The organism is Lachnoclostridium sp. An196 (assembly GCF_002160135.1).
In the GTDB taxonomy this organism is placed as follows: Bacteria; Bacillota; Clostridia; order Lachnospirales; family Lachnospiraceae; genus Hominiventricola; species Hominiventricola avistercoris.
In genome coordinates, this window is the sequence record NZ_NFJZ01000004.1 from 127,496 (window position 1) to 151,252 (window position 23,757).

The window sequence follows — 23,757 nt, forward strand, 5'->3', positions numbered from 1 at the left end:
TGATTTCTCATGTCAGAAGACCCGGTGTGAAATGATAAGTGGAGGTAAACAGCATGGTAAGACGCGTCTTTGTTGAAAAAAAAGAAGCTTATGCGGTCAAAGCGAAAGAGCTGCAGGAAGAGATTCAGAGCTATCTGGGCATCCAGACTGTGACGGGGGTGCGGGTACTGATCCGTTATGACGTGGAGAATATCTCTGACGATACATTCGAAAAAGCCTGCCATACCGTGTTCAGCGAACCGCCGGTGGATATCCTGTATCTGGAAGAATTTCCGCAGGAAGAAACAGATGCGGTATTTGGAGTTGAGTATCTTCCGGGGCAGTTTGACCAGAGAGCGGATTCCGCGGTACAGTGCGTGCAGTTTCTGAATTCTTCCGAGGAACCGGTGATCCGTACGGCGACAGTATATGTGGTGGAAGGCAGTGTGACTGAGGAGGAACTGGCGGCCATTAAGGCATTCTGTATTAACCCGGTGGATTCCAGGGAGACAGATATGGAGAAACCGGAAACATTAGTGACAGTGTTTGAAGAGCCTGAGGAAGTGAAGATCTTTGATGGATTTTGCGGGATGGACGAAGATACGCTGAAAGCATTGTACGATTCTTTGAGTCTCGCCATGACGTTTAAGGATTTCCTGCATATTCAGAATTATTTCCGGGGCGAGGAAAAACGGGACCCGTCCATGACAGAGATACGCGTGCTGGATACATATTGGTCAGACCACTGCCGTCATACGACTTTTTCTACGGAATTGACAGATGTTGCGTTTGAGGACGGGTACTATCGCAAACCCATCGAAGAGACGTACCGCCGGTATCTTTCAGACAGGGAAGACGTATATCAGGGAAGAAAAGATAAATTTCCGTGCCTGATGGATCTGGCCCTGATGGCAATGAAGAAATTGAAAAAAGAAGGAAAACTTCAGGACCAGGAAGAGTCGGACGAGATCAATGCCTGCTCTATCGTTGTTCCGGTGGAGATTGACGGAAAAACGGAAGAATGGCTTGTGAACTTCAAAAATGAGACGCATAATCATCCTACTGAGATCGAGCCGTTCGGCGGGGCGGCCACCTGCCTGGGAGGAGCTATCCGCGATCCCTTATCCGGACGTACTTATGTCTATCAGGCAATGCGCGTAACCGGAGCTGCGAATCCCACCGTGCCGGTATCCGAGACTCTGAAGGGCAAACTGCCTCAGAAAAAACTGGTGCGCGGGGCGGCGAGCGGTTACAGCTCTTATGGCAACCAGATCGGTCTTGCCACCGGTTATGTAAAAGAGATTTATCATCCGGATTATGTGGCGAAACGTATGGAGATCGGAGCAGTCATGGGAGCCGCTCCGAGAAAAGACGTGATCCGTGAGACTTCCGATCCGGGCAACATTATCATTTTGCTGGGCGGACGCACGGGACGAGACGGCTGCGGCGGCGCCACCGGCTCCTCCAAGGTACACACAGAAGCTTCCATCGAAACCTGCGGCGCTGAAGTGCAGAAAGGAAACGCTCCTACGGAGCGTAAGATCCAGAGACTGTTCCGCCGCCCGGAAGTAACGCGTCTGATCCGCAAATGCAACGATTTCGGCGCGGGCGGCGTATCTGTGGCTATTGGCGAGCTGGCAGACGGGTTGGTAGTCGATCTGGATAAGGTGCCGAAAAAATATGCGGGCCTTGACGGTACAGAGATCGCTATTTCCGAGTCTCAGGAGCGTATGGCAGTAGTCGTGGACGCGGGAGACGTGGATGAGTTTATGAAATACGCGGCGGAGGAAAATCTGGAGGCCGTGTGTGTAGCGGAAGTTACAGAATCTCCGAGACTGGTGCTGAAATGGAGAGGCAAAGAGATCGTTAATATTTCCCGCGCATTTCTGAATACCAACGGCGCGCATCAGGAGACGGCAGTCGCGGTGGATATGCCCTCCGAGACAGAGAAATATTTTGAACGAAAAGAAGTCGGCGATGTAAGAGAAGCATGGCTGAATACCCTGAAAGACCTGAATGTATGCTCCCAGAAAGGCCTGGTAGAGATGTTTGACGGTTCCATTGGCGCGGGAAGCGTGTTCATGCCTTATGGCGGCAAGTATCAGCTTACGGAAACGCAGACCATGGTGGCTAAACTTCCGGTATTGAAGGGCAAAACGGACACTGTGACCATGATGAGCTACGGATTTGACCCGTACCTGTCCAGCTGGTCTCCTTATCATGGCGCTGTCTACGCGGTGCTGGAGTCTGTGGCCAGGATTGTAGCTTCCGGCGGAGACTACAGCAGAATCCGTTTTACTTTCCAGGAATATTTCCGCAGAATGACAGAGGACCCGCATCGTTGGAGTCAGCCGTTTGCCGCTCTCCTTGGCGCGTACAGCGCGCAGATGGGCTTCGGACTGCCTTCGATCGGCGGGAAAGACAGTATGTCCGGTACATTTAATGACATTGACGTACCCCCGACACTGGTCTCTTTCGCGGTGGATATCGCCAGCGATAAGACGATCATTACGCCTGAGCTAAAGAAAGCGGGCAATAAATTAATCCTGCTGAAGATTGACAGGGATGCGTACGATCTGCCGGATTATGGACAGGCGATGGATCTGTACGGCAAATTCTTTGAGGATATCAAAGCCGGACGGATCATATCTGCTTATACGCTGGATGGTAAAGGCATTATCGCGGCAGTCAGCAAGATGGCGTTCGGCAATAAGCTGGGCGTGAAGCTGGAACACAATCTGGATCCTCGGGACGCATTTGCGCCGGGATTTGGATGCATCGTGGCAGAGGTGCCGGATGGGAAAGTAGGAGAACTTTCTATTACGTATACTTTGATCGGAGAGGTGACCGAGAGCGGCTTCTCTTATGGAAATGTGTCGATCAGCATGGATGAGGCGCTGGAAGCATGGACGGGCACTCTGGAAAAAGTATTCCCCACTGTGGCGGTCAAAGGAAAAGAAAAACTGGATACGCCGGTCTATAAGACAGACAGCATTTATGTATGCAAACATAAAGTGGCGAAACCCACAGTGTTTATTCCGGTGTTCCCGGGTACAAACTGTGAATATGACAGTGCAAAGGCGTTTGAGCGTGCGGGAGCAGATGTGGTGACAAAGATTTTCCGGAATCTGAGTGAAAGCGATATCCGCGAATCTGTGGACGAATTTGCAAGAACGATCGATCAGGCGCAGATTATTATGTTCCCGGGAGGTTTTTCGGCCGGTGATGAACCGGATGGTTCCGCCAAGTTCTTTGCTACGGCGTTCCAGAATGAGAAGATCCGCGAGGCAGTCACGAAACTCTTAAATGAGCGCGATGGACTTGCCCTGGGCATCTGCAATGGATTCCAGGCGCTGATCAAACTGGGACTGGTTCCCTATGGAGAGATTGTGGGTCAGAAAGAAGATTCTCCGACCCTGACGTTCAATACCATTGGCAGGCATATATCCCGTATGGTGTATACCAAAGTCGTGACCAATAAGTCTCCGTGGCTTGCAGGCGCGCAGCTGGGCGGCGTCTATGTAAACCCGGCTTCCCATGGAGAAGGCCGTTTCGTGGCTCCGAAAGAATGGATCGACCGTCTTTTCGCCAACGGACAGGTGGCGACTCAGTACGTAGATTTGGACGGCAGCCCGACCATGGACGAGGAATGGAATGTGAATGGATCCTATGCTTCCATTGAAGGTATTACAAGTCCGGACGGCCGTGTGCTGGGCAAGATGGCGCATTCTGAACGCCGGGGAGATTCCGTGGCGGTCAATATCTACGGAGAACAGGATATGAAGATTTTTGAATCAGGCGTAGCATATTTTAAATAATGGTTCAGAATTGGAAAAATATGGGATTGAAAAGCATGAAGGTATAATTTCTTTGCGAAATCCGGATACTATCTTTGTAAAACCGGAAGGAGGAAGAGATTATGACAAAATTAGATTGTTCTGTTGTAAACTGCACCTTTAACAAGGAAAATTCCTGCTGCAAGGACAACATCCATGTAGGAGGCCAGGGCGCCAAGGTCACAGACCAGACATGCTGTGAAAGTTTTCAGGAGCGCAAAAACGACGGAATGACAAGCAGCTGCAGCACGCCGCACAAGCCGACCGAGGTTTCCTGCGACGCGACTGCCTGCACCTATAATCAGTCCTGTAAATGCCACGCGGACCAGATTCAGGTGAGCGGTGCGAATGCCTGTCACTGCGAGCAGACAGAATGCTCCACATTTAATTGTAAATAAGTCAGGATAAAGAGCCGGGATTGTTCAAGGTCAATCCCGGCTCTTTTACGATTCCGGTCAATACAGACTGTACAATCAAAGGAATGGATTCTTGAACTTATTGCGGATATGTTTTTTTCTGGGATTCCGTTAAAATTAAGTTGAAATCAGAAAAGGAGAGGTGAGGTAATTATGTTGACGCCAAAGGAGAATTTCTTGGAAACTCTGAAAAAGACGGGAGGAAAACCAGATCGGCTGGTAAACGGCTATGAGCCGCTGGTCCCGGTTATGATCGATCCGGTACAGAAGTTCACAAGAGGTAATCGAAAAAAAGGTATGACAACAAAGGACCGGTGGGGGACTGAGATAGCATGGCCGGAAGACCAGCTTTTTGCGATGCCGCATATCACTCCGGATAATAAAGTGTGCCCGGATGTGACAGAGTGGAAAAAAACAGTGGTGGTACCGGATCTGGTGGCGAACTGTTCAAATCCGGATGACTGGGAACCTGTTTTGGAGGCTGCCGCAAAAGTAGACAAAAAGGATAAGATGGTCATGGCCTTCATGGGAACCGGTGTATTTGAAGAGATGCATCATCTGATGGGCTTTGAAGATACTTTGATGAATGTACTGCTGGAACCGGAAGCCATGCTGGAACTTGCAGAGGCAATCGGCGAGTACCGTTTTCAGTACACAAAACTGTTGGTTGATTATCTGCATCCGGATGCGATTATTTCCCATGATGACTGGGGGAGCAAAACCTCTCTTTTCATGAGTCCGGAATCCTGGAGGGAGCTGATCAAGCCTCAGTATGTGAAAATGTACAAATACATGAAGGATCATGGGGTACTTATTCTTCATCATGCAGATTCTTATTGCGAACCTATTGTGGAAGACATGGTAGAGCTGGGAATCGACATATGGCAGGGGGTTCTTCCTACCAATGATATTGTAAAGATCCAGAAAGAACTGGACGGACGTATGACTTTGATGGGTGGAATTGATTCTGTGATTGACAGGGCAGACGCCGGGGAAAAAGAGATTCGTGAGGAAGTCCGCAGGGCATGCATGACTTACGGACCGGGAGGACATTTTATTCCCAGTCTGACCTACGGTCTGCCGGGAGCTATGTTCCCGCACCTGGATCCGATAATCTATGATGAAATTGACCAATGCAGCAAAGAATTGTTTAAAGGATGACAAATTTTAGCAATGACGGACAGTTTATCTGCCAAGCAGCAGATACTGTCCGTTATCTGCCAATATCCGGCAGTTGGTCAGCTCAGGATAGTTCTGAAGAAATGGAATAGAGAGGATCAGGAAACAATCTTCCTCATCGCTCAGGAATGCCTTTGCTCCGCCGTTCAGACATTCAAGATCTCCTTCCATAAGAGCGAGCAGCAGATTGTTCTGTTCCCATTCTGTGGTGTTGGCGTAGAGAAACGGATCATAGGCGTCCAGATAGACGGTTGCTCCTGTACGCAGACCATCTCTGGAGAACTGTTCGATGATGAAGGTCTGCAGCGCGTTGGAATGGGCACCGCGCACGTTATCCAGATAATTTCCCCATACAAAGTAAGCGCTTCCCGCCAGAAGCACCAGAGAGAAAACGGTAAGAAGCCAGGCGGGGATATGCGGAGCCTGCAAAAATTCTGCCAGAAATACCGCCGCCAGAAGAAATAAGGGTATTGTACAAGGATATACGTACCACATAAGTTTGGTAGATACCAGTGAAAACCCCAACAGCGGTATAAAGAGCCACAGCAGAATACCGGTCTGGTCTGACAGAGGCAGAGGATGCCCTTCCTTCCGCAGCGGGCGGAAGAACAGATAGGCAATACCCAGCAATACGATCAGGCTCAGCCATCCGTAGATATAGTCAAAATTCCAGAAAATGGAAGTGACATAGTATAGAAAGGGGGCTCCATGTCCTTCGGTTCCGCCTGCTGCAGTTCTTCCGATGATATCTGCTTCGAACATATTCTGAAAAAAAGTCATGCCATCATACTGGTATCTGAGAACAGCCCAGATCATTGCAGGCAGCAAAGCGGACGCCAGAAAGCCGATCCAGGTTTTCAGGCGCATTTTTTTGATTTCACCTGTGAACAGCAGGAAAAGGCCTCCTATAGCAGCGATCATCAGAGAATGGAAACTCTTGGTCAGGAATGCCAGAGAAAAACAAAGACCGCAGAAATAGAGCCACCGCTGTTGATCCCGGATCTTAAGCATTGAAAGCATAGCCAGTGTAAACAGCAGAAGATACAGGCTGTCAGCATCGCCGGCCCGAACCAGATGCGCTTTAAAGGGAAAATAATTTGCGGCGCAGAATACCATGACCAGCAGAGACGCCAGTCTGCTGTAGCGGCGCGCGAAAAGGCCGGTACACACGGACGCTGTCAGATATGCAAGCGCTGAAAAAAAGCGGAGTCCTACCGCATTATAACCAAAAATAGCGAAACCGGCGGCAATAGTCAAAAAAGAAAGAGGCGGCTTGACATTCCAGTAATCAGCCTGTCCCTGGAAAGTATTGACCAGGTAATTGCCGCTCTGCATCATTTCGTAGGCGGATATGCCGTGCCGTGCTTCGTCCCAGGAATCAATCTGAGCGATATGAAGGCAGCGGAAACATAAAAAAGCTACCGCGGCGGATGCCAATATAAAAAATATCCAGTAATATTTGTTTATGATTTTCAGGATGCGGTCATAGAAGCTTCTCATAATCCCTCCAGAATATATTGTACATATTTATTTTATTATCATATCATGGACGGATGGAAAAAGCTATCGCAACTGCTGCCGGATATAAAAATGACGGAACAGGAAAACATAAAAGGAGGCAAAAGGAGGGTGTGGCCTGATCGACTTGTCATAATGCTTCAATGATGATATAATCAATCCAAATGCATGGAAAAGAGGATATGATATGAAGGGACGGCTTCTGATCCCCTTTGCCGGGCTTTGTATCTGTATACTGGCCTGGATTGCAGATGTGACAGGCGCGGCTGAAAACGGATTTACGCTGGAACAGTATCACAACGCGGATGCGAAATTTATCGGTGACGGGATTATCACAAGCGTAGACGAGAGCATCCGTATTCTGGACCTGAAAGGCCGTGAAATCCAAAGTTATGAGGAGCTTTCAGCGTCCTGGCTTTATGTGCAGGAAGAAGATTCCGGGGAATGGAACGTGGCATACAGCAATCATGCCAATGAGACGCATATCCTGCGCCTTTCCCCGGAGTATGAGATGCTGGAAGACCAGTGTGTGCTGACAACGGATACGCTTGCAATCGACCCGATCCTGGTGCGGGTGGACGACGGATGGCTTCTGACGCATACTACGATTGAAGGAACCGTCAACAATCCGGAACCGGATGGGGAAAACGGCATCTATACAGTGAAACTGTACTATTCCGAGGATCTGGAACATTGGGAGTTCGTGACAGATGTGATCCGGAAAAATCAGAACCTGGAAGACGGCGACATCCGCTATGTGGATGGTACACTTTATTATTTCTTTGAGATGGAAAATTATGACAAAGGTCCGTCTGCGATCTGCGTTATGACATCTGAAGACGGAGGCAGGACCTGGAGCGGGATGAAAGAACTGCTGCCGGCCGTGGCTGATAATGAGATGGCCAGCTGCGATCCCACAGACACAGGATGGAGGCTTTATGTGAGCAGTGACTATGCCTGTGTGGGAGAAAGCTACCAGGGGGCGTCAGTTTATTACGCGGATTACACACCGGAGCTGAATGAGGTGCAGACCTATAAGCGGTCCGGGATGCCGGAGAACAGGGCGGTCCGGCTTTATGATGTGAAAGAGATGAACGGGCAGCTGTATTTCCTGTTTGCAAGGAATTTCCTGACAGACTGCGATCTGCTGCTTCGGGTAACAGAAGAAGAATAAATATGCAAGGAGAACATTTATTATGAAGGGAATTATCTTAGCAGGCGGTTCCGGCACCAGGCTGTATCCGCTGACCAAAGCGGTGTCCAAACAGATCATGCCGGTATATGACAAGCCTATGATCTACTATCCGCTTTCCATCCTGATGCTGGCAAGCATTCGTGAGGTGCTGATTATCTCAACTCCCAGAGACCTGCCGGTGTTTAAAGAACTGCTGGGTGACGGCAGCCAGCTGGGCATGCGTTTTGAATATGCGGTGCAGGAACAGCCCCGCGGACTGGCGGATGCTTTTATCATTGGCGCGGATTTCATCGGGAAAGACAGTGTGGCGCTGATCCTTGGGGATAATATCTTTTACGGCCAGAGTTTCAGTCAGGTGCTGAAACGGGTGGTATCCCATGAGAGCGGAGCTACTATTTTCGGATACTACGTAAGAGATCCGAGAGAGTATGGTGTGGTGGAGTTCGATGAGAACGGCATGGCAGTCTCCATTGAGGAGAAACCGGAACACCCCAAGTCCAATTATGCAGTGCCGGGACTCTATTTCTACGACAATGACGTGGTGGAAATCGCGAAAAATGTAAAGCCTTCTGCCCGCGGAGAGATCGAGATTACCAGTATCAACAACGAGTATCTGCGCAGAGGCACGCTCCGGGTGGAGACGCTGGGGCGCGGGTTCGCATGGCTGGATACGGGCAATCATGATGCGCTTCTGGATGCGGCTGATTTTGTGGCGGCCATGCAGAAACGCCAGGGCCTGTATGTGTCCTGTATAGAAGAGATCGCTTACCGCCGCGGTTTTATCGACCGGGAGCAGCTTTTGAAACTGGCGGAGCCCCTGATGAAGACGGCGTATGGACAGTATCTGGTAGATGTTGCCAACGGATTGTAAAAAACAGGAAAAAGAGGAAGAGAAAATGGGAAAGATTACAGTAGAAACCTGCGGGATTGAGGGACTCAAGATCATTACTCCTACCGTATTCGGTGATGAACGCGGATATTTTATGGAGACATACAATTATAAAGATTATGCGGCAGCCGGCATCGACATGGAATTTGTCCAGGACAACCAGTCGGCGTCCAAGAAAGGCGTGCTGCGAGGCCTGCATTTCCAGATCAATTATCCGCAGGACAAGCTGGTGCGCGTAGTCAGCGGCGAAGTGTTTGATGTGGCAGTAGATTTAAGACCAGGTTCTTCCACATATGGAAAGTGGCATGGCGTGATTCTGTCCGCGGAAAACAAAAAGCAGTTTTTCATTCCGAAAAATTTCGCGCATGGTTTCCTGGTATTGTCCGACTATGCGGAATTCGCATATAAGTGTACTGATTTCTATCATCCTAATGATGAAGGAGGACTGTTCTGGAATGATCCGGATATCGGAGTGAAATGGCCGATTCCGGAGGGAATGGAACTCACTATTTCTGAGAAGGATCAGAAATGGGGCGGTATCAAAGACTGGAACAGATAAAGGAGAGACCAATGGTCCGAATGATAAAGGAATTTTTGGGAAACCGCAGACTGATCTGGAAATTGGCAAAAAACGATTTCAAGACCCGGTATGCGGGTTCCTATTTTGGCGTGGTCTGGGCGATGGTACAGCCGGTGGTTATCGTACTGGTATACTGGTTTGTATTTCAGATCGGACTGAACAACGCTACAGCAGAACTGAAAGAAGGGATTAACGTGCCGTTTGTCCTCTGGCTGGTCAGCGGTATTGTGCCCTGGTTCTACTTTTCAGAGAGCCTGAGCAACGGAACCAACGCTCTGCTGGAATACAATTATCTGGTGAAGAAGGTAGTGTTTAACATCGATATTCTGCCGCTGGTGAAGACCATAGCAGCGCTGTTTATCCACGCCTTCTTCGTACTGTTTATGCTGCTTTTGTTTGCGTTATACGGCTATTATCCGGGACTGCACACGCTGTGGATCGTATACTTCAGCGCCAGCCTTATGATCTTCGTTACCGGCCTCTGCATGCTGACCAGTTCTTTAGTGGTGTTTTTCCGGGATCTGAGTCAGATTATCAATATTTTTCTTCAGGTAGGCATATGGATGACGCCGATTATGTGGTCTCTGGAAGATTTGCTGGCTAAATACCCTGTCCTTGCGATCCTGAAACTCAATCCTCTCTGCTACATTGTTTATGGCTATCGGGAGGTTTTATTCGGATCCGGTTCGGTAGCAGGACTGGGGTGGATGCATGTGTATTTTTGGTGCGTGACGGCGGTGGTATGGGTACTGGGTTATCACGTGTTCCAGAAGCTGAAAGTACATTTTGCGGACGTGATGTAGAAGGAGAATTATGGGCGGCGAAGCGATAAAATTAGAGCATATTACAAAAGTTTATAAATTATATAACCGGAACAGGGACCGTCTGAAGGATTCTCTGGGGCTTACCAGAAAAAAGTGTTATACGGAGCATTATGCGCTGCGGGACGTGAGCATGGAAGTCCAGGAAGGTGAGATGGTGGGGATTATCGGAGTCAACGGATCCGGGAAATCTACCATTCTGAAGATCATAACCGGTGTCTTAAGTCCCAGCGGCGGAACCATGCAGATCAACGGACGTATCTCTGCCCTTCTGGAGCTGGGCGCCGGGTTCAATATGGAATATACCGGTCTGGAGAATGTTTATCTGAACGGTACGATGATGGGCTTTTCGGAAGAAGAGATCGAAGCCCGGCTGCCGGAAATCCTGGAATTTGCCGATATCGGAGAATTCATCCATCAGCCGGTGAAAACCTATTCCAGCGGAATGTTTGTGCGCCTGGCTTTTGCCGTGGCGATTAACATCGATCCGGAGATCCTGATCGTGGATGAGGCTCTGGCCGTGGGAGATGTTTTTTTCCAGGCCAAATGTTATCATAAGTTTGAAGAATTCAAAAAGATGGGAAAGACGATCCTTTTTGTAAGCCATGATCTGACCAGTATCGCCAAATACTGTGACCGCGTGATTCTGTTAAATAAAGGGGTCAAACTGGCGGAAGGATCTCCCAAAGACATGGTCAATATGTATAAGAAGCTTCTGGTTCATCAGCTGGATGAAGAGACCCTGGAGGATGTGAGCGGAAAAAGCGCCATAGGAGAGCATACGGAAAGCGGAAAGGCCTGGAAAGATCATTTCGAAGTGAATCCGACGATTCTGGACTACGGGGAAAAGCAGGCGGAGATTGTGGATTTTGCCATCGTAGACCAGTACGGGCAGTTCTCCAGTATTATCGAAAAAGGTTCTGTCTGCCAGGTAAAGGCAAAAGTCCATTTTCACAGCCGTGTGGCAAATCCGATTTTTACCATTACAATTCGGAATAAACAGGGAACTGACATCACGGGAACGAATACAATGTTTGAACGTGTGGAGACCGGAACCGTTGAGGCGGGCGAAGAGCGTGTCGTCACATACCGTCAGCGGATTGACCTGCAGGGAGGAGATTATCTGATCTCTCTTGGCTGCACCGGTTATGTGGGAGATGAATTTAAAGTTTATCACCGGTTATATGATCTGGTGGGAATGACGGTTCTTTCCGATAAAGATACCGTGGGATTTTATGATATGAACTCGAAAATTACGGTGGAAAAGGCGTGACGTTATGCAGGAAAAAACAGGGAACGTAATACTGACATACGAGGACGGAGCAGACCGCCTGGAGCAGATCCCTTCTGAGGACAGGCAGATCCACAGTCTGGTAAAGGAAGGTTATGACTGCCGCCGGGGCTGCGAACAGAGCTGGCCGGTACTTTATCATTTATCGCATCTGCGCGCCAATCTGACCGAGTGGCTGCCGGTGGGAAAAGAGGACACCCTTCTGGAATTCGGCTCTGACAGCGGACAATTGACCGGCGGCTTTCTGAAAAAGGCAGGTCATGTGGTATGCGTGGATAAAAGTGTCAGCCGGAGCCGTATCCTGTCGGAACGCTACCGGGATGCGGAGAATCTGGAAGTCCATGCGGGAGATCCATGGAAATGTCTGGAAGATCTGGGCCGCAGATATGACTGGGTCATTGCCTGCGGGCTTCTGGCGGAAGCAGAGCGTTATTTTGACGGTGATGCACCGGAGCAGCAGGCGCTTCAGAAGATTTTATCCTATGTAAAGCCCGGAGGGCATCTGGTGCTGGCGGCGGACAACCGGTTCGGACTGAAATACTGGGCGGGAGCCGCGGAACCTCATACGGGACGGTATTTTGACAGCCTGGAAGGCACAGGACATACCTTTTCCAGAAACAGGCTGGAACAGATACTGGAAGCTGCCGGATGCGGACCGTATCGTTTTTATTATCCATATCCGGAGAGATGGTTTCCTATGAGTCTTTATTCGGACCGATGGCTTCCGAAGACAGGGGAACTGAATCAGAATCTGAGAAATTTTGAAGGTGAGCGGCTGGTTCTGTTTGAGGAAGAGAAGGTTTACGACCAGCTGATCGCGGACGGGCGCTTCCCGGATTTTTCCAACGCTTTCCTGATTATTGTAGGAGAAGATCGGAGGGATCTTCCGGATTATGTGAAGTATTCCAACGACCGCGCGGAGCGGTTTATGATCCGGACAGAGATCGTACAGGACCATGGATCATCTCTGGTGTGCAAAGTCCCGGCGCATCCGGAAGCCGCGGAACATGTGCGGGAAATGAAGCGCTGGGAGCAGGAACTGGAGCAGCTGTATCAAAAAAACGGCGTGCATGCCAACCGGTGCGAACTGCGCGGCGGGAAGGCCTGCTTTGAATTCCTGCGGGGGAAGACCCTGGAGGAAGAACTGGATATCCTGCGGGCGCGAAAAGATTATGCCGGACTCCAGGCGGAACTTCAGGAGTATAAAAAACTGCTGGCCGATACGCTGGGACCGGAATTAAAGCCCTTTGCCAGGAGCGATTTGTTTGTGGAGATGTTCGGGAATCCGGAGTTCACAAAGGCGTATCGGGGAGCCCCGGTGAATAATCTGGACTGGATCTTCGGCAATCTGATGAAAACGGCGGACGGTATCTGGATCATCGATTACGAATGGACTTTTCCGGTGCAGGTTCCGATAGAATATCTGATCTGGCGGGCGGTCTCTCTCTATCAGTACGGAAGGAACGATCTGGCGTCCCTGGGACTGATGACCCAGATGGGGATCAGTTCAGAGGAAGAGCGGCAGTTTGAGGAGATGGAACATCATTTTCAGCGCTGGCTTCTGGGCGGAACAGTGACGATTGGAGAGCAGTATCTGGCTACGGCGGGAAGGACGCTTCGGCTGGAAACGCTGCTGCGGACAGACCGTTCAAACAGGATACAGGTTTACGCAGATACAGGGAAAGGGTTCTCAGAAGAAGACAGTATGTGGATCCTTACACAGCCGGATAAGCAGGGCGTGATACATCTGGAAATTCCGCTTCCGCAGGGGACAAAGGCACTCCGGCTGGATCCGGCGGAAGGGTGCTCCCTGGTGAAGGTGCGCAGGCTGGCAGGAGAACTGGGCGGTTCCTACGAGCTGGAATACATCCACAACGGACGGGAGCTGGAGGCGCAGGGGATCCTGTACACAACGGACGATCCCCAGATTACAGTGACGAACCTGGTGGAGGGTACGCGGTTAATCCATGCAGAATTGTCGGTGGAGCATATGAATCCGGATACGGCATATGCCTGCATGAATCTTCTGAACCGGATGCGCGCGGCAGAACGGATCAGCCAGAGCGGACCGTACCGCATACTGAAGAAAATTAAACGGGCCCTGGGCAGATAACGGGTTCCGAATCACGAGATTGAGGTCGGTGAAATGAGCAAAGAAAAGCAGCAGGCAGATCTGCCTGAATACAGAGACAAACGGTTTGACAGATTCCGGGATACCTGGTATTGGAAAGCTTCGAAACCTTTACGTGTCATAATACACTTTTTTCAACGCATAAGAAACGCATATATTCACTATGGCGGGGTTAAAGGAATGTACCGCCGCTATAAGCAGAAACGGGGAGAGGCGACGAAACGGGTGGATTTCGGGACAAAAAGTTTTCCGGACGCAGCCCGCAGAAAACTGGAAGAAGAGACGGTGTTTCCGCGAAAGATCAAATTCAGCATTCTGGTGCCGCTGTATAATACACCCGAAAAATTCTTAAGAGAGATGATCGGTTCGGTGGAAGCGCAGACATACGTCAGCTGGGAACTCTGCCTGGCAGACGGAAGCGACGGAAAACATGAGGATGTGGGAAGAATCTGCCGGGAATACGCAGAGAAAGACAGCCGCATCGTTTATAAGAAAATTGAGAAGAATCTGGGAATCTCCGGAAATACCAATGTATGTTTCTCCATGGCGACGGGAGACTATATCGGGCTTTTTGACCATGATGATGTGATGCATCCCAGTCTGCTGTATGAATGCATGAAGACAATCTGTGAAAAGGACGCAGACTATGTGTATACCGATGAGGCTACCTTTACATCTCCGAACCTGGACGACCTGATTGTTCTTCATTTTAAACCGGATTATTCTCCGGATAACCTGAGGGCCAACAACTATATCTGCCATTTTTCTGTATTTGATGCGAAACTGCTGGAAAAGACGGGACTTTTCCGGCCGGAGTACGACGGAAGCCAGGATCATGATATGATACTGCGCCTGACCGAGGTGGCCAAGAATGTGCAGCACATTCCAAAGATTCTTTATTACTGGAGATCCCATCCCCAGTCGGTGGCGGCGGATATCGGCGCCAAAACCTATGCGATAGACGCAGCTAAACGCGCGGTACACGATCATATGAGGGATTATTACGGGATCGAAGTGGAGGTCGAAAGTACCCGCGCGTTTCCGACAATCTTTCAGATCCGGTACCCCATAGAAGGCAGCCCGAAGATCAGCATTGTGATTCCCAATAAGGACCATGCGGAAGATCTTCGCAGATGTATTTCTTCTATTGAAAGCAAGTCTACCTGGAATAATTATGAGATTGTGGTAGTGGAGAATAACAGTACGGAGCAGAGCATCTTTGATTATTACAAAGAACTGGAACAAAAGCCGCAGGTAAAAGTGACCGCTTATACAGGTGAGTTCAATTATTCCAGAATCAATAATTACGGTGTGACCTTTACGGGTGGAGAATATCTTCTGTTTTTAAACAATGATACGGAAGTAATCTCACCGGATTGGATGGAACAGATGCTGATGTATGCCCAGAGGCAGGATGTGGGCGCGGTAGGCGCCAAGCTCTATTATGGAGATAATACGATTCAGCATGCCGGAGTGGTGATCGGGCTGGGCGCGCATCGGTCTGCCGGTCATACGCATTATAAAATGCCCAGAGAACATCTGGGATATATGGGCAGGCTGTGTTACGCTCAGGATGTGACGGCGGTGACGGGAGCCTGCCTGATGGTGAAAAGATCCGTCTATGAGGAAGTGGGAGGACTGGATGAGACCTTTACCATTTCTTTAAATGACGTGGATTTTTGCCTGAAAATTCGCGAAAAAGGATATTTGAACATTTTCACGCCGTTCGCGGAACTGTATCACTATGAGTCCAAGACCCGGGGAATGGAAGAAGGAGAGAAGCTCCGCCGTTATGAAAGAGAATGTGAACATTTCCGGGAAAGATGGAAAGCACAGCTGGATGCAGGCGATCCCTACTACAATCCGAATTTTTCACTGGATTATTCGGACTTTACCCTGCGCTTTTAAAGGAGAGACATGAAGAGAATCGAACGGGAAAAAGTAATAAGAAATGCCTATCGGACCACAGTTCTGGTACTGACTGCCTGCTGCATCTTCCTGGGCGTGCTTCTGGTGGTGCATGAAATGGCGAGAGAGGCGGAAGTAAGCGCGCTGGAGCGGGATCTGGAGGCCAAAGGCGTAGTCCGGAATGACGAAGGGTTATACAGCAGCGTAGAACTTTTCCTCCCTGAAAAGATCTATGTGGCGACCGGTGTGACCATTGAAATATATAATAACCAGATTTCCTCTCTGGGCGACCGGATGGAAAATTATAACGTAAAATGGACCTGCGCGGTAGGTAAGAATATGCAGCGCAAGTTTTCCGTCACCGGGACAGAGGATCTGATTGGAACGCATCCATTGATTTTTACGATTTTTGATGATAACGGCGCCCAGGTGGCGACAGCTTCCACGGAACTGAATATTGTGCCGGCTCTTCAGGAATCATTTTCCATGCTGACGATCGGCGACAGCCTTTCCTGCAATACAGCCACCTATGAAAGACTCAATGAACTGACCGGCGGGGAAATTATCTATATGGGAACCCGCGGAGTAGGAGGATCATTGACGGAAGCGCGCAGGGGATTCTCAGCGGCCAATTATCTGACAGCCACCGGGTATGAGATGGAAGAGCCGTACGAGGATGTGCATCCGTTTTATAATGAGGAAACCGGAAGTTTTGACTGGGACTATTACAAAGAAACGACCGGTTTCGATCCGGATATGATACAGCTTTTTCTGGGGACCAACGGCCTGGATGTAGATCCTGCAGAGAACGGAGATAATATTGTCCGAATTGTAAAAGAGATTCATGAAGATGATCCGGATCTTCCTGTTTATCTGGTGCATACACTGTATCCGGCCAACCAGGACGGAATCGGGTCCTGGAATAATAACGGATATGCTTTATACGCGGACCGTTATAAATATGAAGAAGATCAGAAGGTCTTCCATCTGATGACCTATCTGGAAGCGACATTGTCGGATGAGCCGAACCTCTATTTTGTCCCTGCCGGCATGTGCAATGACAGCGCCAATAATTTCGATACGGTGGAAGTCCCGGTAAATCCTCATTCCGATGAGACGGAAGAGGTGCCGTCGGATGCGGTTCACCCGGGAAGAGCCGGATACGAGCAGATTGCGGACTGTCTGTACAGCGTGATCTGCGGGACCAAAGCAGAATGGAGCGAATAGAATATGAGAAAATTGATAGAACAGATGATTAAATTCGGATTTGTGGGCTTTCTGTGCTTTTTTATTGATTACGGTATTATGGTTCTGCTGACGGAAGTGGCAGGGATCGTGTATCTGGTCTCCAGCGCCTGTTCCTTTACGGTATCCGTGATTGTCAACTATATACTCAGCGTTACGTTTGTATTTGAAACGGACAAAGAGAAAAGCCGGATTAAAGAATTTATCGTGTTTGTTTTCCTGAGCATCATCGGTCTGGGGATCAACCAGCTGTGCATGTGGTTCGGAGTGGAGCTGCTGCACATCAGTTATCTGATCGTAAAGATCGGCGCCACCGCGGTGGTTATGGTTTATAATTTTATCAGCCGGAAGCTGATCATTGAAAAGAAAGCGCCCTGACATATGTCAGGGCGCTGCCTGTTCTGAAGTTTTCTGAATCTCAAAGGTATCGTTGAGCTCCCAGGTTTCGGCATTGTAGGTGCTGACGGTCAGTGTATCAGGAGTAATCTGTATATCCGTTACCTCCGGCGTATCGCATTTCCTGGAGACGGCTGCCTCTGCCTGGTCGGTAAGCCTCCGGTACATGCTTCCGCTGGAAGAGCTCAGAGTCATATACATCGTTCCTTCCGGATCTACTGCGGGGCTGTCGTATTCCACATAGCTGCCGTCCGCCTGGATAAAGTAGGAACGCATATAAGCGTGGTCATGGCCGCACAGGACCAGATCGATGTCATATTCACTGGTAAAATCCAGAAAATACGGCCGTATGAGCTGAGCGTTTTCCAGATAATCCTCATATCCGTTATATGGCGAGTAATGAGAGAATACAATTCTCCAGCGGGTATCCGGATTGGCCTCGACGGCAGAAGCGATAAATTCTTTGTGCTCGCCCAGCTTGGCAGGATCCATCATATCAAGAACCAGAAAGAGCGCATTCCCTCTGGTAAACCAGTAATCGCCGTCTCCTTCGTCATCGCAGGTGCCATAGGACGACAGATTGGGAAAGGTATAATGCTCAGAAAACTGGGAGCCTCCGATCTCATGATTTCCTTTCAATGGAGCCAGAGACAGGCTGTAGAGCACTCCCTGATTCATAAATGCGTTGTATTGTTCCGTATCGTTATAGTCATTGACCTGGTCGCCTAATGATACCAGGAAACTGGTGTCGGGAAAATGATATTTGATTTTATTCAGGACTCGTTTCCAGTTGGTCTTCTGATTATCCACTTCTTCCACCGGTTTGCCAATCTGGGCGTCTCCTACGGCTGTGAAGCGGAAGGTATCCGAAAATGCCGGCGTCGTATAGCTGTAAGAAGGAGACATCCCCTCTTCATTGCCTACCTGATAGAGATACTCGCTCTCCGGGGTAAGACCGGTGACGGTCGCCCGGTTGATATAGTAGCCGGATATGGTCTCCGAAGGAGTAACTTCGGCGGTGAATACGGATGCGTTTGCAAATTCTGTATCATCCGGAGAAGTCCAGTAGACGGATCCGGCTGATTCGGAAGGGGAGAACCAGGTCAGGTTTACTTCTTCTTCTGTGCTGCCTACGGTGACGGAGAGATAGCGGACAGGAGTGGTGCTGATTAAAGCGGCAGAATAGTCAGGCGCAGTCCCCCAGGTCTCTTCTCCCGGAGCAGGGGGTGTTTCTTCTTCCTCTGCCGCAGCGTCAGTATTTTCCGAGTCCTGCTGCCGGTTTCCGCAGCCGGGAACGGCCGACAGCAAGAGTAATAAACTTAGTAAAAACAGGCGTTTTTTCATGCGTTTTATTTCCTCCTCTAAAGTCTGTGGCCTTAGTATACAGGAAAACAGGCGGATTTAATAGAAAAAACGGAAAAATTTATACAAAATTTATGATATGGGCAGAATCCGCACGGGATATTGTTTGCGTATTGGCGGGAAAACTGTTATAATGTAACCTAAATCATGACAGGAGAAACAGAATGAAAAAAAAGATGGCATTGCTGGGCAGCATTTTATTATTCATCGGCTTCTTCTTTTTTTTCGTATTTTATTCCGCTCCGGCATATGAGCCGGAGACGCTGGAGGCCGGGGCGCTGGCAGGCGAGGTGCGTCAGGGGCTCAAGCTGCAGGAAACGGTAAAGGGAGCACTGGATACATCGCAGATCAGGCTCTGTTTTCGGGGACAGGAACTGGCATGTGACCGGGAGAGCCTGACCTGGTATCTTCCGGTGGACATGGATGATGAACGCTGGGAGGCGGGGGCTTTTTCGGATGCCGGAGGAGAAATCAAAATCTTTCCTCTTCAGGACTATACTACATTGGACAAGAAAACAACGGTGGCGGACGGTTGTGTCGTCCCGTTTCTTGCGTGGAAGGAATCAGAAAATGCGGGAAGCGTAGTCTATGTAGTCTTCACCGGACTGCCGGTAGTGAAGATCGATACGGACGCGGATCTGGATGTGGACACGGTGTTCGCAGGTGGTATTACTTTTTATGAGGCCTGCGGGCAAGAGGACTGGACGCTGTATTCTGTGTTCCAGGCGCATGAGCGGGGGCAGACGACCAGAGCTTATCCCAAGAAGGGATATCGGGTAAATCTGATCTCTGTTACTTCCACCGGTGTGATAAATGAGAATGAACAGCCGGTTCTGGGAATGCGAAATTCAGATTCGTGGATTTTTTATGCGATATACAGCGATGGGACCAAGATACGCGACAAGTTTAATACAGAACTTTGGAATCAGTTCGGCGCGGAGAACACGCCGTATGACGCTCACTTCGGCACGCATATGGAATATGCGGAGCTGGTAGTCAATGGTGAGTACAGAGGGCTGTACGGGATTCTGGAACCGATCGACAGTTCCCAGCTGGATATCTCGGATCAGGAATACCTTTATAAAAGGACATTCGGAAGAGAACTGACTACAGAGGCTTTGGACAGCGCCGAACCGGAAGAGTATCTGACGGTACTCGGCATGGAGATCAAAGGAAAGGACGGAGCCGGGACCAGTGAAGACTGGCAGTGCCTGCGCCGTTTTATAGAAATGTGTGAGGCGGATGACGAGACATTTGAGGAGGAGGCCGAAGCTCTTCTGGATATGGATAATGTCGCGGATATCTGGATTTATCTGCAGCTGCTGTACGGAGAAGACAATATATATAAAAATATGTTTTTTGCGTTTAAAAAAGAAAGCGATGGGTATCGGCTGTATCTGGTACCCTGGGACACGGATCTTAGCTGGGGAAATATTTACAAGGACAGCGCGGAAGATTTATATGTAGTATCGGCACCGGAGACAGCGGAGGAATATCTGGAATGGCCGCTGGTAGACCGGCTGCTTGCCCTGAATGTGGGAGGCCTGAGAGAAAAGATTGCCGCGCGGTGGGAAGAGCTGCGTTCCGGGGTCCTGGCGGAAGAGAATATGAAGGCATGGATGGATGAATGTATTCATCAGGTGCAGGATTCCGGAGCTTTTGCCAGAGATGCGGCCAGATGGCCGGACAGCCGCCATGACGGAGATTACGAATCCATGGAAGCATATATGGAAAAAAGGCTGGATTTTCTGGATAAATGGATGCAGGAGTGAAACACTAATAAAAACAGAATGGGAGTGATAGGATGGAGCCGAGTATATTTGACCCTTCCAAAAAGGAAAATCAATACCGGCATGAATTTAAATATCTGTGTTCTCTGGGACAGCTGAAGATCATTCAGGGGAGGATTGCGGGGCTGATTCCGCTGGATCCGCATGTGGGAAAGGACGGTGTCTATAATATACGAAGTCTGTATTTTGATGATTTTGAGGACCGGTATATGATGGAGAATGAAGCCGGGACAGATCCGAGAGAGAAGTTTCGCATCCGGATCTATAATCACAGCGCAGACCGGATTTCGCTGGAACTGAAAAAAAAAGTAAGAGGAAAGACACAGAAGATTTCCTGCAGGATCACAGAAGAGCAGTGCAGGACCATGATGGCGGGAGAGATCCCGGAACCGGGAAAAGACGCTCCGGCAGTATTTCAGAAGCTGTGCCTTCTGATGAAAACCAGACTGATGCGGCCGAAAGTGATCGTTGAGTATGACAGAACACCTTATGTCTATGCTCTGGGAAATGTGAGGATTACCTTGGATGAGAATATCCGCGCTTCCGGACGGGCAGACCTTTTTCTGGATGAAAATGTTCCCTGCAGGCCGATTCTGCCGGCAGGACAGCATATCCTGGAAGTGAAATATGATGAGTTCCTTCCGGATTATATTTACCGTACCATACAGATGGAGAATCTGAGGCAGACTGCCTTTTCCAAATATTATCTTTGCAGAAAATATAATTTATAAAGGAGAATACATAAGATGGGATTTCAAGACGTATTTAAAAATTCGTTCCTGGAAGGGTTCACAAGCATGGATATCACAACCGGGAAGATCATGGCGACGCTGGTCGTCACAGGGCTTCTGGCCCTGTACATCTTTTTCATCTACCGTCTGGTGACGAGGAAGGTGTTCTATTCAAAAAGCTTTAATATTTCTCTGTCAGCCATGGCGTTGATTACTGCCGCCATTATTCTGGCCATGCAGTCCAACCTGGTAATCTCTCTTGGTATGGTCGGCGCGCTGTCCATTATCCGTTTCCGTACTGCGGTAAAAGATCCCATGGATCTGGTATTTCTGTTCTGGGCGATCAGCATCGGCATTATCTGCGGCGCCGGGCTTTATGAAGTCGCCCTGGTTACATCTGTGGCGGTGACAATTTTTATCCTGGTTCTGGATCTCCTGCCGGTGGCGAAAGCTCCCATGATTCTGGTGTTGAACAGTGAAAAGACAGACGGAGAGAAGGAAATCCTGGATGTGGTCGGCAGGTATGCCAAATCTTATAAAGTGAAGTCCAGAAATTTATCCAAAGGCCGTCTGGATATGGTGGTGGAGCTTCGGGTGAAGGACGAAAGCGGACTGGTATCAGAAGTGGCGTCTATGGAAGGAATGATATCCGCGTCGCTGATCGCGCATGACGGAGAAGTTACCTTCTAATTTTACAGAAAGACACGGTCATTTATGAAAAAAGTCAGTTTGGTAAACACAAAACGTGGTTATCAGTATGTGAAGAAATATGGTATGGCAAAACTGTACCTGAAAGCCAGGGAACGTCTGGAAAGGAACCGGATGGAGAGGGGATATCAGCAGTGGATGCTGGACAAACGTCCCGCGGACAGTGAAAAGGAACTCCAGAGAGAACACCTTTTTTCGTGGAATCCTCTGATCAGTATTGTGGTTCCGGTATACTGCACACCGGAGGCGTTTTTGCGTGAAATGATAGAGTCTGTATTGTCTCAGACCTACAGCAATCTGGAACTCTGTCTGGCGGATGGAAGCGTTGGAGACGACGGCGCGGAGCGTGTCATCCGGGGATATCTGAAGCAGGATTCCAGAATCCGCTATGAAAGGCTTCCGGAGAATAAAGGAATAGCCGGAAACACCAATGCGGCGGCAGCGATGGCGTCCGGAGAGTATATTGCGTTTTTGGATCATGACGATATCCTGGAAGAGCATGCCTTGTTTGAAGTGGTCAGATGGCTGCAGGATCATCCGGATGCGGATATGGTTTATACGGATGAAGATAAAGTGAGCCCGGATTCCGGCACCTATTTTCAGCCGCATTTTAAACCGGACTTCAATTTTGAGCTGCTGCGCACCAATAATTATATCTGTCATTTCCTGATAGTCCGGAAGCAGCTGGCCGAAGCGGCGGGCTTGTATCTGGAAGAGTATGACGGAGCGCAGGATTATGATTTTATCCTGCGGTGCTGTGAAAAGACAGAGAAAATAGGGCATATTTCCAAAATACTTTATCATTGGCGGTGCCATCCCTCTTCCACGGCTGTGAATCCGGAAAGTAAGCTGTATGCCTATGAAGCCGGGAAAAGAGCTCTGGAGAGTCATTTGAGCCGTATGGGACTTCAGGGAGAAGTGGAGGCTCTGTCTGATCCGGGATTTTACCGGATCAATTACGCGTTGGATGCTGTGCCGAAGGTCAGTATCATAGTGATGGATGTACCCGCGGTTGCCGGACTGAAACAGTTTATGAAAGCTTTGTCCAAAAGCCGCACCTATACAAATTACGAGATCCTTTTGCTGCTGGATAATCCGGAAAAAAATAAAATTATTCTGAATTTTATAAAAGAACATAGACAAACCGCGATAAAAGTAGTATATTGTACTAGTGCCTGTAATAAATTTGTAACATTTTCCAGACTCGCAGAGAAGCTGGACAGTGAGTTTCTGTTGTTTCTGGAAGGCAGGATCGACCGGATATCCAGAGGATTTCTGGAAACATTCCTTGGGGATGCGCAGCGGCCCGGGACAGGGGCTGTGGGAGGCAGGGTCTATGACAGCAGTTACAGGCTTAAGTGCGGAGCCAGAATTCTGGGACTTGGAGGACTGGTGGGAGACGCTTTTGAAGGCCTTAAATTCGGCTACACCGGATATTTTCATAAAGCGGTGCTTCAGCAGAACTGTCATGCGGTATCATCCAAGGCGATGATGGTGAAGAAAGAATGTTTTCTGGAAGCAGGAGGATTTTCCCAGGATGTGGAAGACCGCCTGAAGGATGTGGATCTGTGCCTGAAACTGGAGACGCTGGGATTTCATAATATTTACGAACCCGGTGTATTTCTGGTGGAACAGAATTACCGGGCCAGAAAAAAGAAAGGCAGCCGTTCTGCTGCGGTCTTTGAAAAAAAGTGGAAAGATTTGCTGCTGGAGCCGGACCGGTTTTATAACTGTAATCTGTCTCTGGAGAGCCCGGATTACCGGATCCGGGAGACAGAGTGA

General features: G+C 49.2%; 18 protein-coding genes. 16 read left to right on the forward strand and 2 right to left on the reverse strand.

Going from position 1 to position 23,757, the window contains the following annotated elements:
• The first annotated feature begins 53 nt into the window (after positions 1-53).
• The 3 genes from B5F29_RS06465 to B5F29_RS06475 all read left to right on the forward strand — a co-directional run bounded on the left by B5F29_RS06465 (position 54) and on the right by B5F29_RS06475 (position 5,392).
• Positions 54-3,797 (forward strand): phosphoribosylformylglycinamidine synthase, encoded by a 3,744-nt coding sequence (locus B5F29_RS06465; RefSeq protein ID WP_087153835.1) that lies wholly within the window; start codon positions 54-56, stop codon positions 3,795-3,797.
• A gap of 101 nt (positions 3,798-3,898) precedes the next feature.
• On the forward strand, positions 3,899-4,213 hold the full coding sequence (locus B5F29_RS06470; RefSeq protein WP_087153836.1) for a DUF1540 domain-containing protein: 315 nt from the start codon (positions 3,899-3,901) through the stop codon (positions 4,211-4,213).
• A 171-nt stretch (positions 4,214-4,384) separates the two neighbouring features.
• Positions 4,385-5,392: a uroporphyrinogen decarboxylase family protein gene (locus B5F29_RS06475; RefSeq protein WP_087153837.1), complete on the forward strand. Its 1,008-nt coding sequence runs from the start codon at positions 4,385-4,387 to the stop codon at positions 5,390-5,392.
• A gap of 24 nt (positions 5,393-5,416) precedes the next feature.
• On the opposite strand, the gene B5F29_RS06480 is transcribed toward B5F29_RS06475, so the two are convergent.
• Positions 5,417-6,910 (reverse strand): ArnT family glycosyltransferase, encoded by a 1,494-nt coding sequence (locus B5F29_RS06480; protein ID WP_087153838.1) that lies wholly within the window; start codon positions 6,908-6,910, stop codon positions 5,417-5,419.
• Between the two features lie 205 nt (positions 6,911-7,115).
• Between B5F29_RS06480 and B5F29_RS06485 the strand changes: the two genes are divergently transcribed.
• From B5F29_RS06485 to B5F29_RS06525, 9 genes are all read left to right on the forward strand, one after another.
• A complete protein-coding gene (locus B5F29_RS06485; protein WP_087153839.1) occupies positions 7,116-8,102 on the forward strand; it encodes a sialidase family protein in 987 nt (328 codons plus the stop codon).
• Between the two features lie 22 nt (positions 8,103-8,124).
• A complete protein-coding gene (rfbA, locus tag B5F29_RS06490; RefSeq protein WP_087153840.1) occupies positions 8,125-8,994 on the forward strand; it encodes a glucose-1-phosphate thymidylyltransferase RfbA in 870 nt (289 codons plus the stop codon).
• Positions 8,995-9,019: 25 nt separating this feature from the next.
• Entirely contained in the window at positions 9,020-9,571 is a 552-nt protein-coding gene (gene rfbC / locus B5F29_RS06495) for a dTDP-4-dehydrorhamnose 3,5-epimerase (protein ID WP_087153841.1), read from the forward strand.
• A gap of 11 nt (positions 9,572-9,582) precedes the next feature.
• Positions 9,583-10,395, forward strand: a complete 813-nt coding sequence (locus tag B5F29_RS06500; protein WP_242955595.1) for an ABC transporter permease — start codon at positions 9,583-9,585, stop codon at positions 10,393-10,395.
• A 10-nt stretch (positions 10,396-10,405) separates the two neighbouring features.
• The gene (locus B5F29_RS06505; RefSeq protein WP_087153843.1) at positions 10,406-11,686 is read left to right on the forward strand and encodes an ABC transporter ATP-binding protein; all 1,281 of its coding nucleotides are present in this window, start codon (positions 10,406-10,408) and stop codon (positions 11,684-11,686) included.
• 4 nt (positions 11,687-11,690) lie between these two features.
• Entirely contained in the window at positions 11,691-13,817 is a 2,127-nt protein-coding gene (locus B5F29_RS06510; protein WP_087153844.1) for a class I SAM-dependent methyltransferase, read from the forward strand.
• A gap of 198 nt (positions 13,818-14,015) precedes the next feature.
• Positions 14,016-15,743 (forward strand): glycosyltransferase family 2 protein, encoded by a 1,728-nt coding sequence (locus B5F29_RS06515; protein WP_242955596.1) that lies wholly within the window; start codon positions 14,016-14,018, stop codon positions 15,741-15,743.
• 9 nt (positions 15,744-15,752) lie between these two features.
• On the forward strand, positions 15,753-16,970 hold the full coding sequence (locus B5F29_RS06520) for an SGNH/GDSL hydrolase family protein (RefSeq protein WP_087153846.1): 1,218 nt from the start codon (positions 15,753-15,755) through the stop codon (positions 16,968-16,970).
• A 3-nt stretch (positions 16,971-16,973) separates the two neighbouring features.
• The gene (locus B5F29_RS06525; RefSeq protein WP_087153847.1) at positions 16,974-17,366 is read left to right on the forward strand and encodes a GtrA family protein; all 393 of its coding nucleotides are present in this window, start codon (positions 16,974-16,976) and stop codon (positions 17,364-17,366) included.
• Between the two features lie 6 nt (positions 17,367-17,372).
• Here the strand turns inward: B5F29_RS06525 and B5F29_RS06530 are convergent, their stop codons facing one another.
• The gene (locus B5F29_RS06530; RefSeq protein WP_087153848.1) at positions 17,373-18,728 is read right to left on the reverse strand and encodes a purple acid phosphatase family protein; all 1,356 of its coding nucleotides are present in this window, start codon (positions 18,726-18,728) and stop codon (positions 17,373-17,375) included.
• Between the two features lie 182 nt (positions 18,729-18,910).
• Here B5F29_RS06530 and B5F29_RS06535 point away from each other — a divergent pair, with 182 nt between their 5' ends.
• From B5F29_RS06535 to B5F29_RS06550, 4 genes are read left to right on the forward strand one after another with little or no spacing between them, the layout of a single operon-like run.
• On the forward strand, positions 18,911-20,518 hold the full coding sequence (locus B5F29_RS06535; RefSeq protein ID WP_087153849.1) for a CotH kinase family protein: 1,608 nt from the start codon (positions 18,911-18,913) through the stop codon (positions 20,516-20,518).
• 32 nt (positions 20,519-20,550) lie between these two features.
• Complete coding sequence (locus B5F29_RS06540; RefSeq protein ID WP_087153850.1) at positions 20,551-21,267, forward strand: polyphosphate polymerase domain-containing protein; 717 nt, start codon at positions 20,551-20,553, stop codon at positions 21,265-21,267.
• A gap of 15 nt (positions 21,268-21,282) precedes the next feature.
• Positions 21,283-21,957 (forward strand): DUF4956 domain-containing protein, encoded by a 675-nt coding sequence (locus B5F29_RS06545; protein WP_087153851.1) that lies wholly within the window; start codon positions 21,283-21,285, stop codon positions 21,955-21,957.
• A 24-nt stretch (positions 21,958-21,981) separates the two neighbouring features.
• A complete protein-coding gene (locus B5F29_RS06550; protein WP_087153852.1) occupies positions 21,982-23,757 on the forward strand; it encodes a glycosyltransferase in 1,776 nt (591 codons plus the stop codon).

What these genes read in the sequence shown, in the direction of transcription:
- rfbA (WP_087153840.1), top strand. Translation starts at nt 8,125, where the DNA reads ATGAAGGGAATTATCTTAGCAGGCGGTTCCGGCACCAGGCTGTATCCG.
- B5F29_RS06500 (WP_242955595.1), top strand. Translation starts at nt 9,583, where the DNA reads ATGGTCCGAATGATAAAGGAATTTTTGGGAAACCGCAGACTGATCTGG.
- B5F29_RS06515 (WP_242955596.1), top strand. Translation starts at nt 14,016, where the DNA reads ATGTACCGCCGCTATAAGCAGAAACGGGGAGAGGCGACGAAACGGGTG.
- B5F29_RS06520 (WP_087153846.1), top strand. Translation starts at nt 15,753, where the DNA reads ATGAAGAGAATCGAACGGGAAAAAGTAATAAGAAATGCCTATCGGACC.
- B5F29_RS06465 (WP_087153835.1), top strand. Translation starts at nt 54, where the DNA reads ATGGTAAGACGCGTCTTTGTTGAAAAAAAAGAAGCTTATGCGGTCAAA.
- B5F29_RS06530 (WP_087153848.1), bottom strand. Translation starts at nt 18,728, where the DNA reads ATGAAAAAACGCCTGTTTTTACTAAGTTTATTACTCTTGCTGTCGGCC.
- B5F29_RS06545 (WP_087153851.1), top strand. Translation starts at nt 21,283, where the DNA reads ATGGGATTTCAAGACGTATTTAAAAATTCGTTCCTGGAAGGGTTCACA.
- B5F29_RS06550 (WP_087153852.1), top strand. Translation starts at nt 21,982, where the DNA reads ATGAAAAAAGTCAGTTTGGTAAACACAAAACGTGGTTATCAGTATGTG.
- rfbC (WP_087153841.1), top strand. Translation starts at nt 9,020, where the DNA reads ATGGGAAAGATTACAGTAGAAACCTGCGGGATTGAGGGACTCAAGATC.
- B5F29_RS06480 (WP_087153838.1), bottom strand. Translation starts at nt 6,910, where the DNA reads ATGAGAAGCTTCTATGACCGCATCCTGAAAATCATAAACAAATATTAC.
- B5F29_RS06505 (WP_087153843.1), top strand. Translation starts at nt 10,406, where the DNA reads ATGGGCGGCGAAGCGATAAAATTAGAGCATATTACAAAAGTTTATAAA.
- B5F29_RS06485 (WP_087153839.1), top strand. Translation starts at nt 7,116, where the DNA reads ATGAAGGGACGGCTTCTGATCCCCTTTGCCGGGCTTTGTATCTGTATA.
- B5F29_RS06535 (WP_087153849.1), top strand. Translation starts at nt 18,911, where the DNA reads ATGAAAAAAAAGATGGCATTGCTGGGCAGCATTTTATTATTCATCGGC.
- B5F29_RS06540 (WP_087153850.1), top strand. Translation starts at nt 20,551, where the DNA reads ATGGAGCCGAGTATATTTGACCCTTCCAAAAAGGAAAATCAATACCGG.
- B5F29_RS06470 (WP_087153836.1), top strand. Translation starts at nt 3,899, where the DNA reads ATGACAAAATTAGATTGTTCTGTTGTAAACTGCACCTTTAACAAGGAA.
- B5F29_RS06510 (WP_087153844.1), top strand. Translation starts at nt 11,691, where the DNA reads ATGCAGGAAAAAACAGGGAACGTAATACTGACATACGAGGACGGAGCA.
- B5F29_RS06525 (WP_087153847.1), top strand. Translation starts at nt 16,974, where the DNA reads ATGAGAAAATTGATAGAACAGATGATTAAATTCGGATTTGTGGGCTTT.
- B5F29_RS06475 (WP_087153837.1), top strand. Translation starts at nt 4,385, where the DNA reads ATGTTGACGCCAAAGGAGAATTTCTTGGAAACTCTGAAAAAGACGGGA.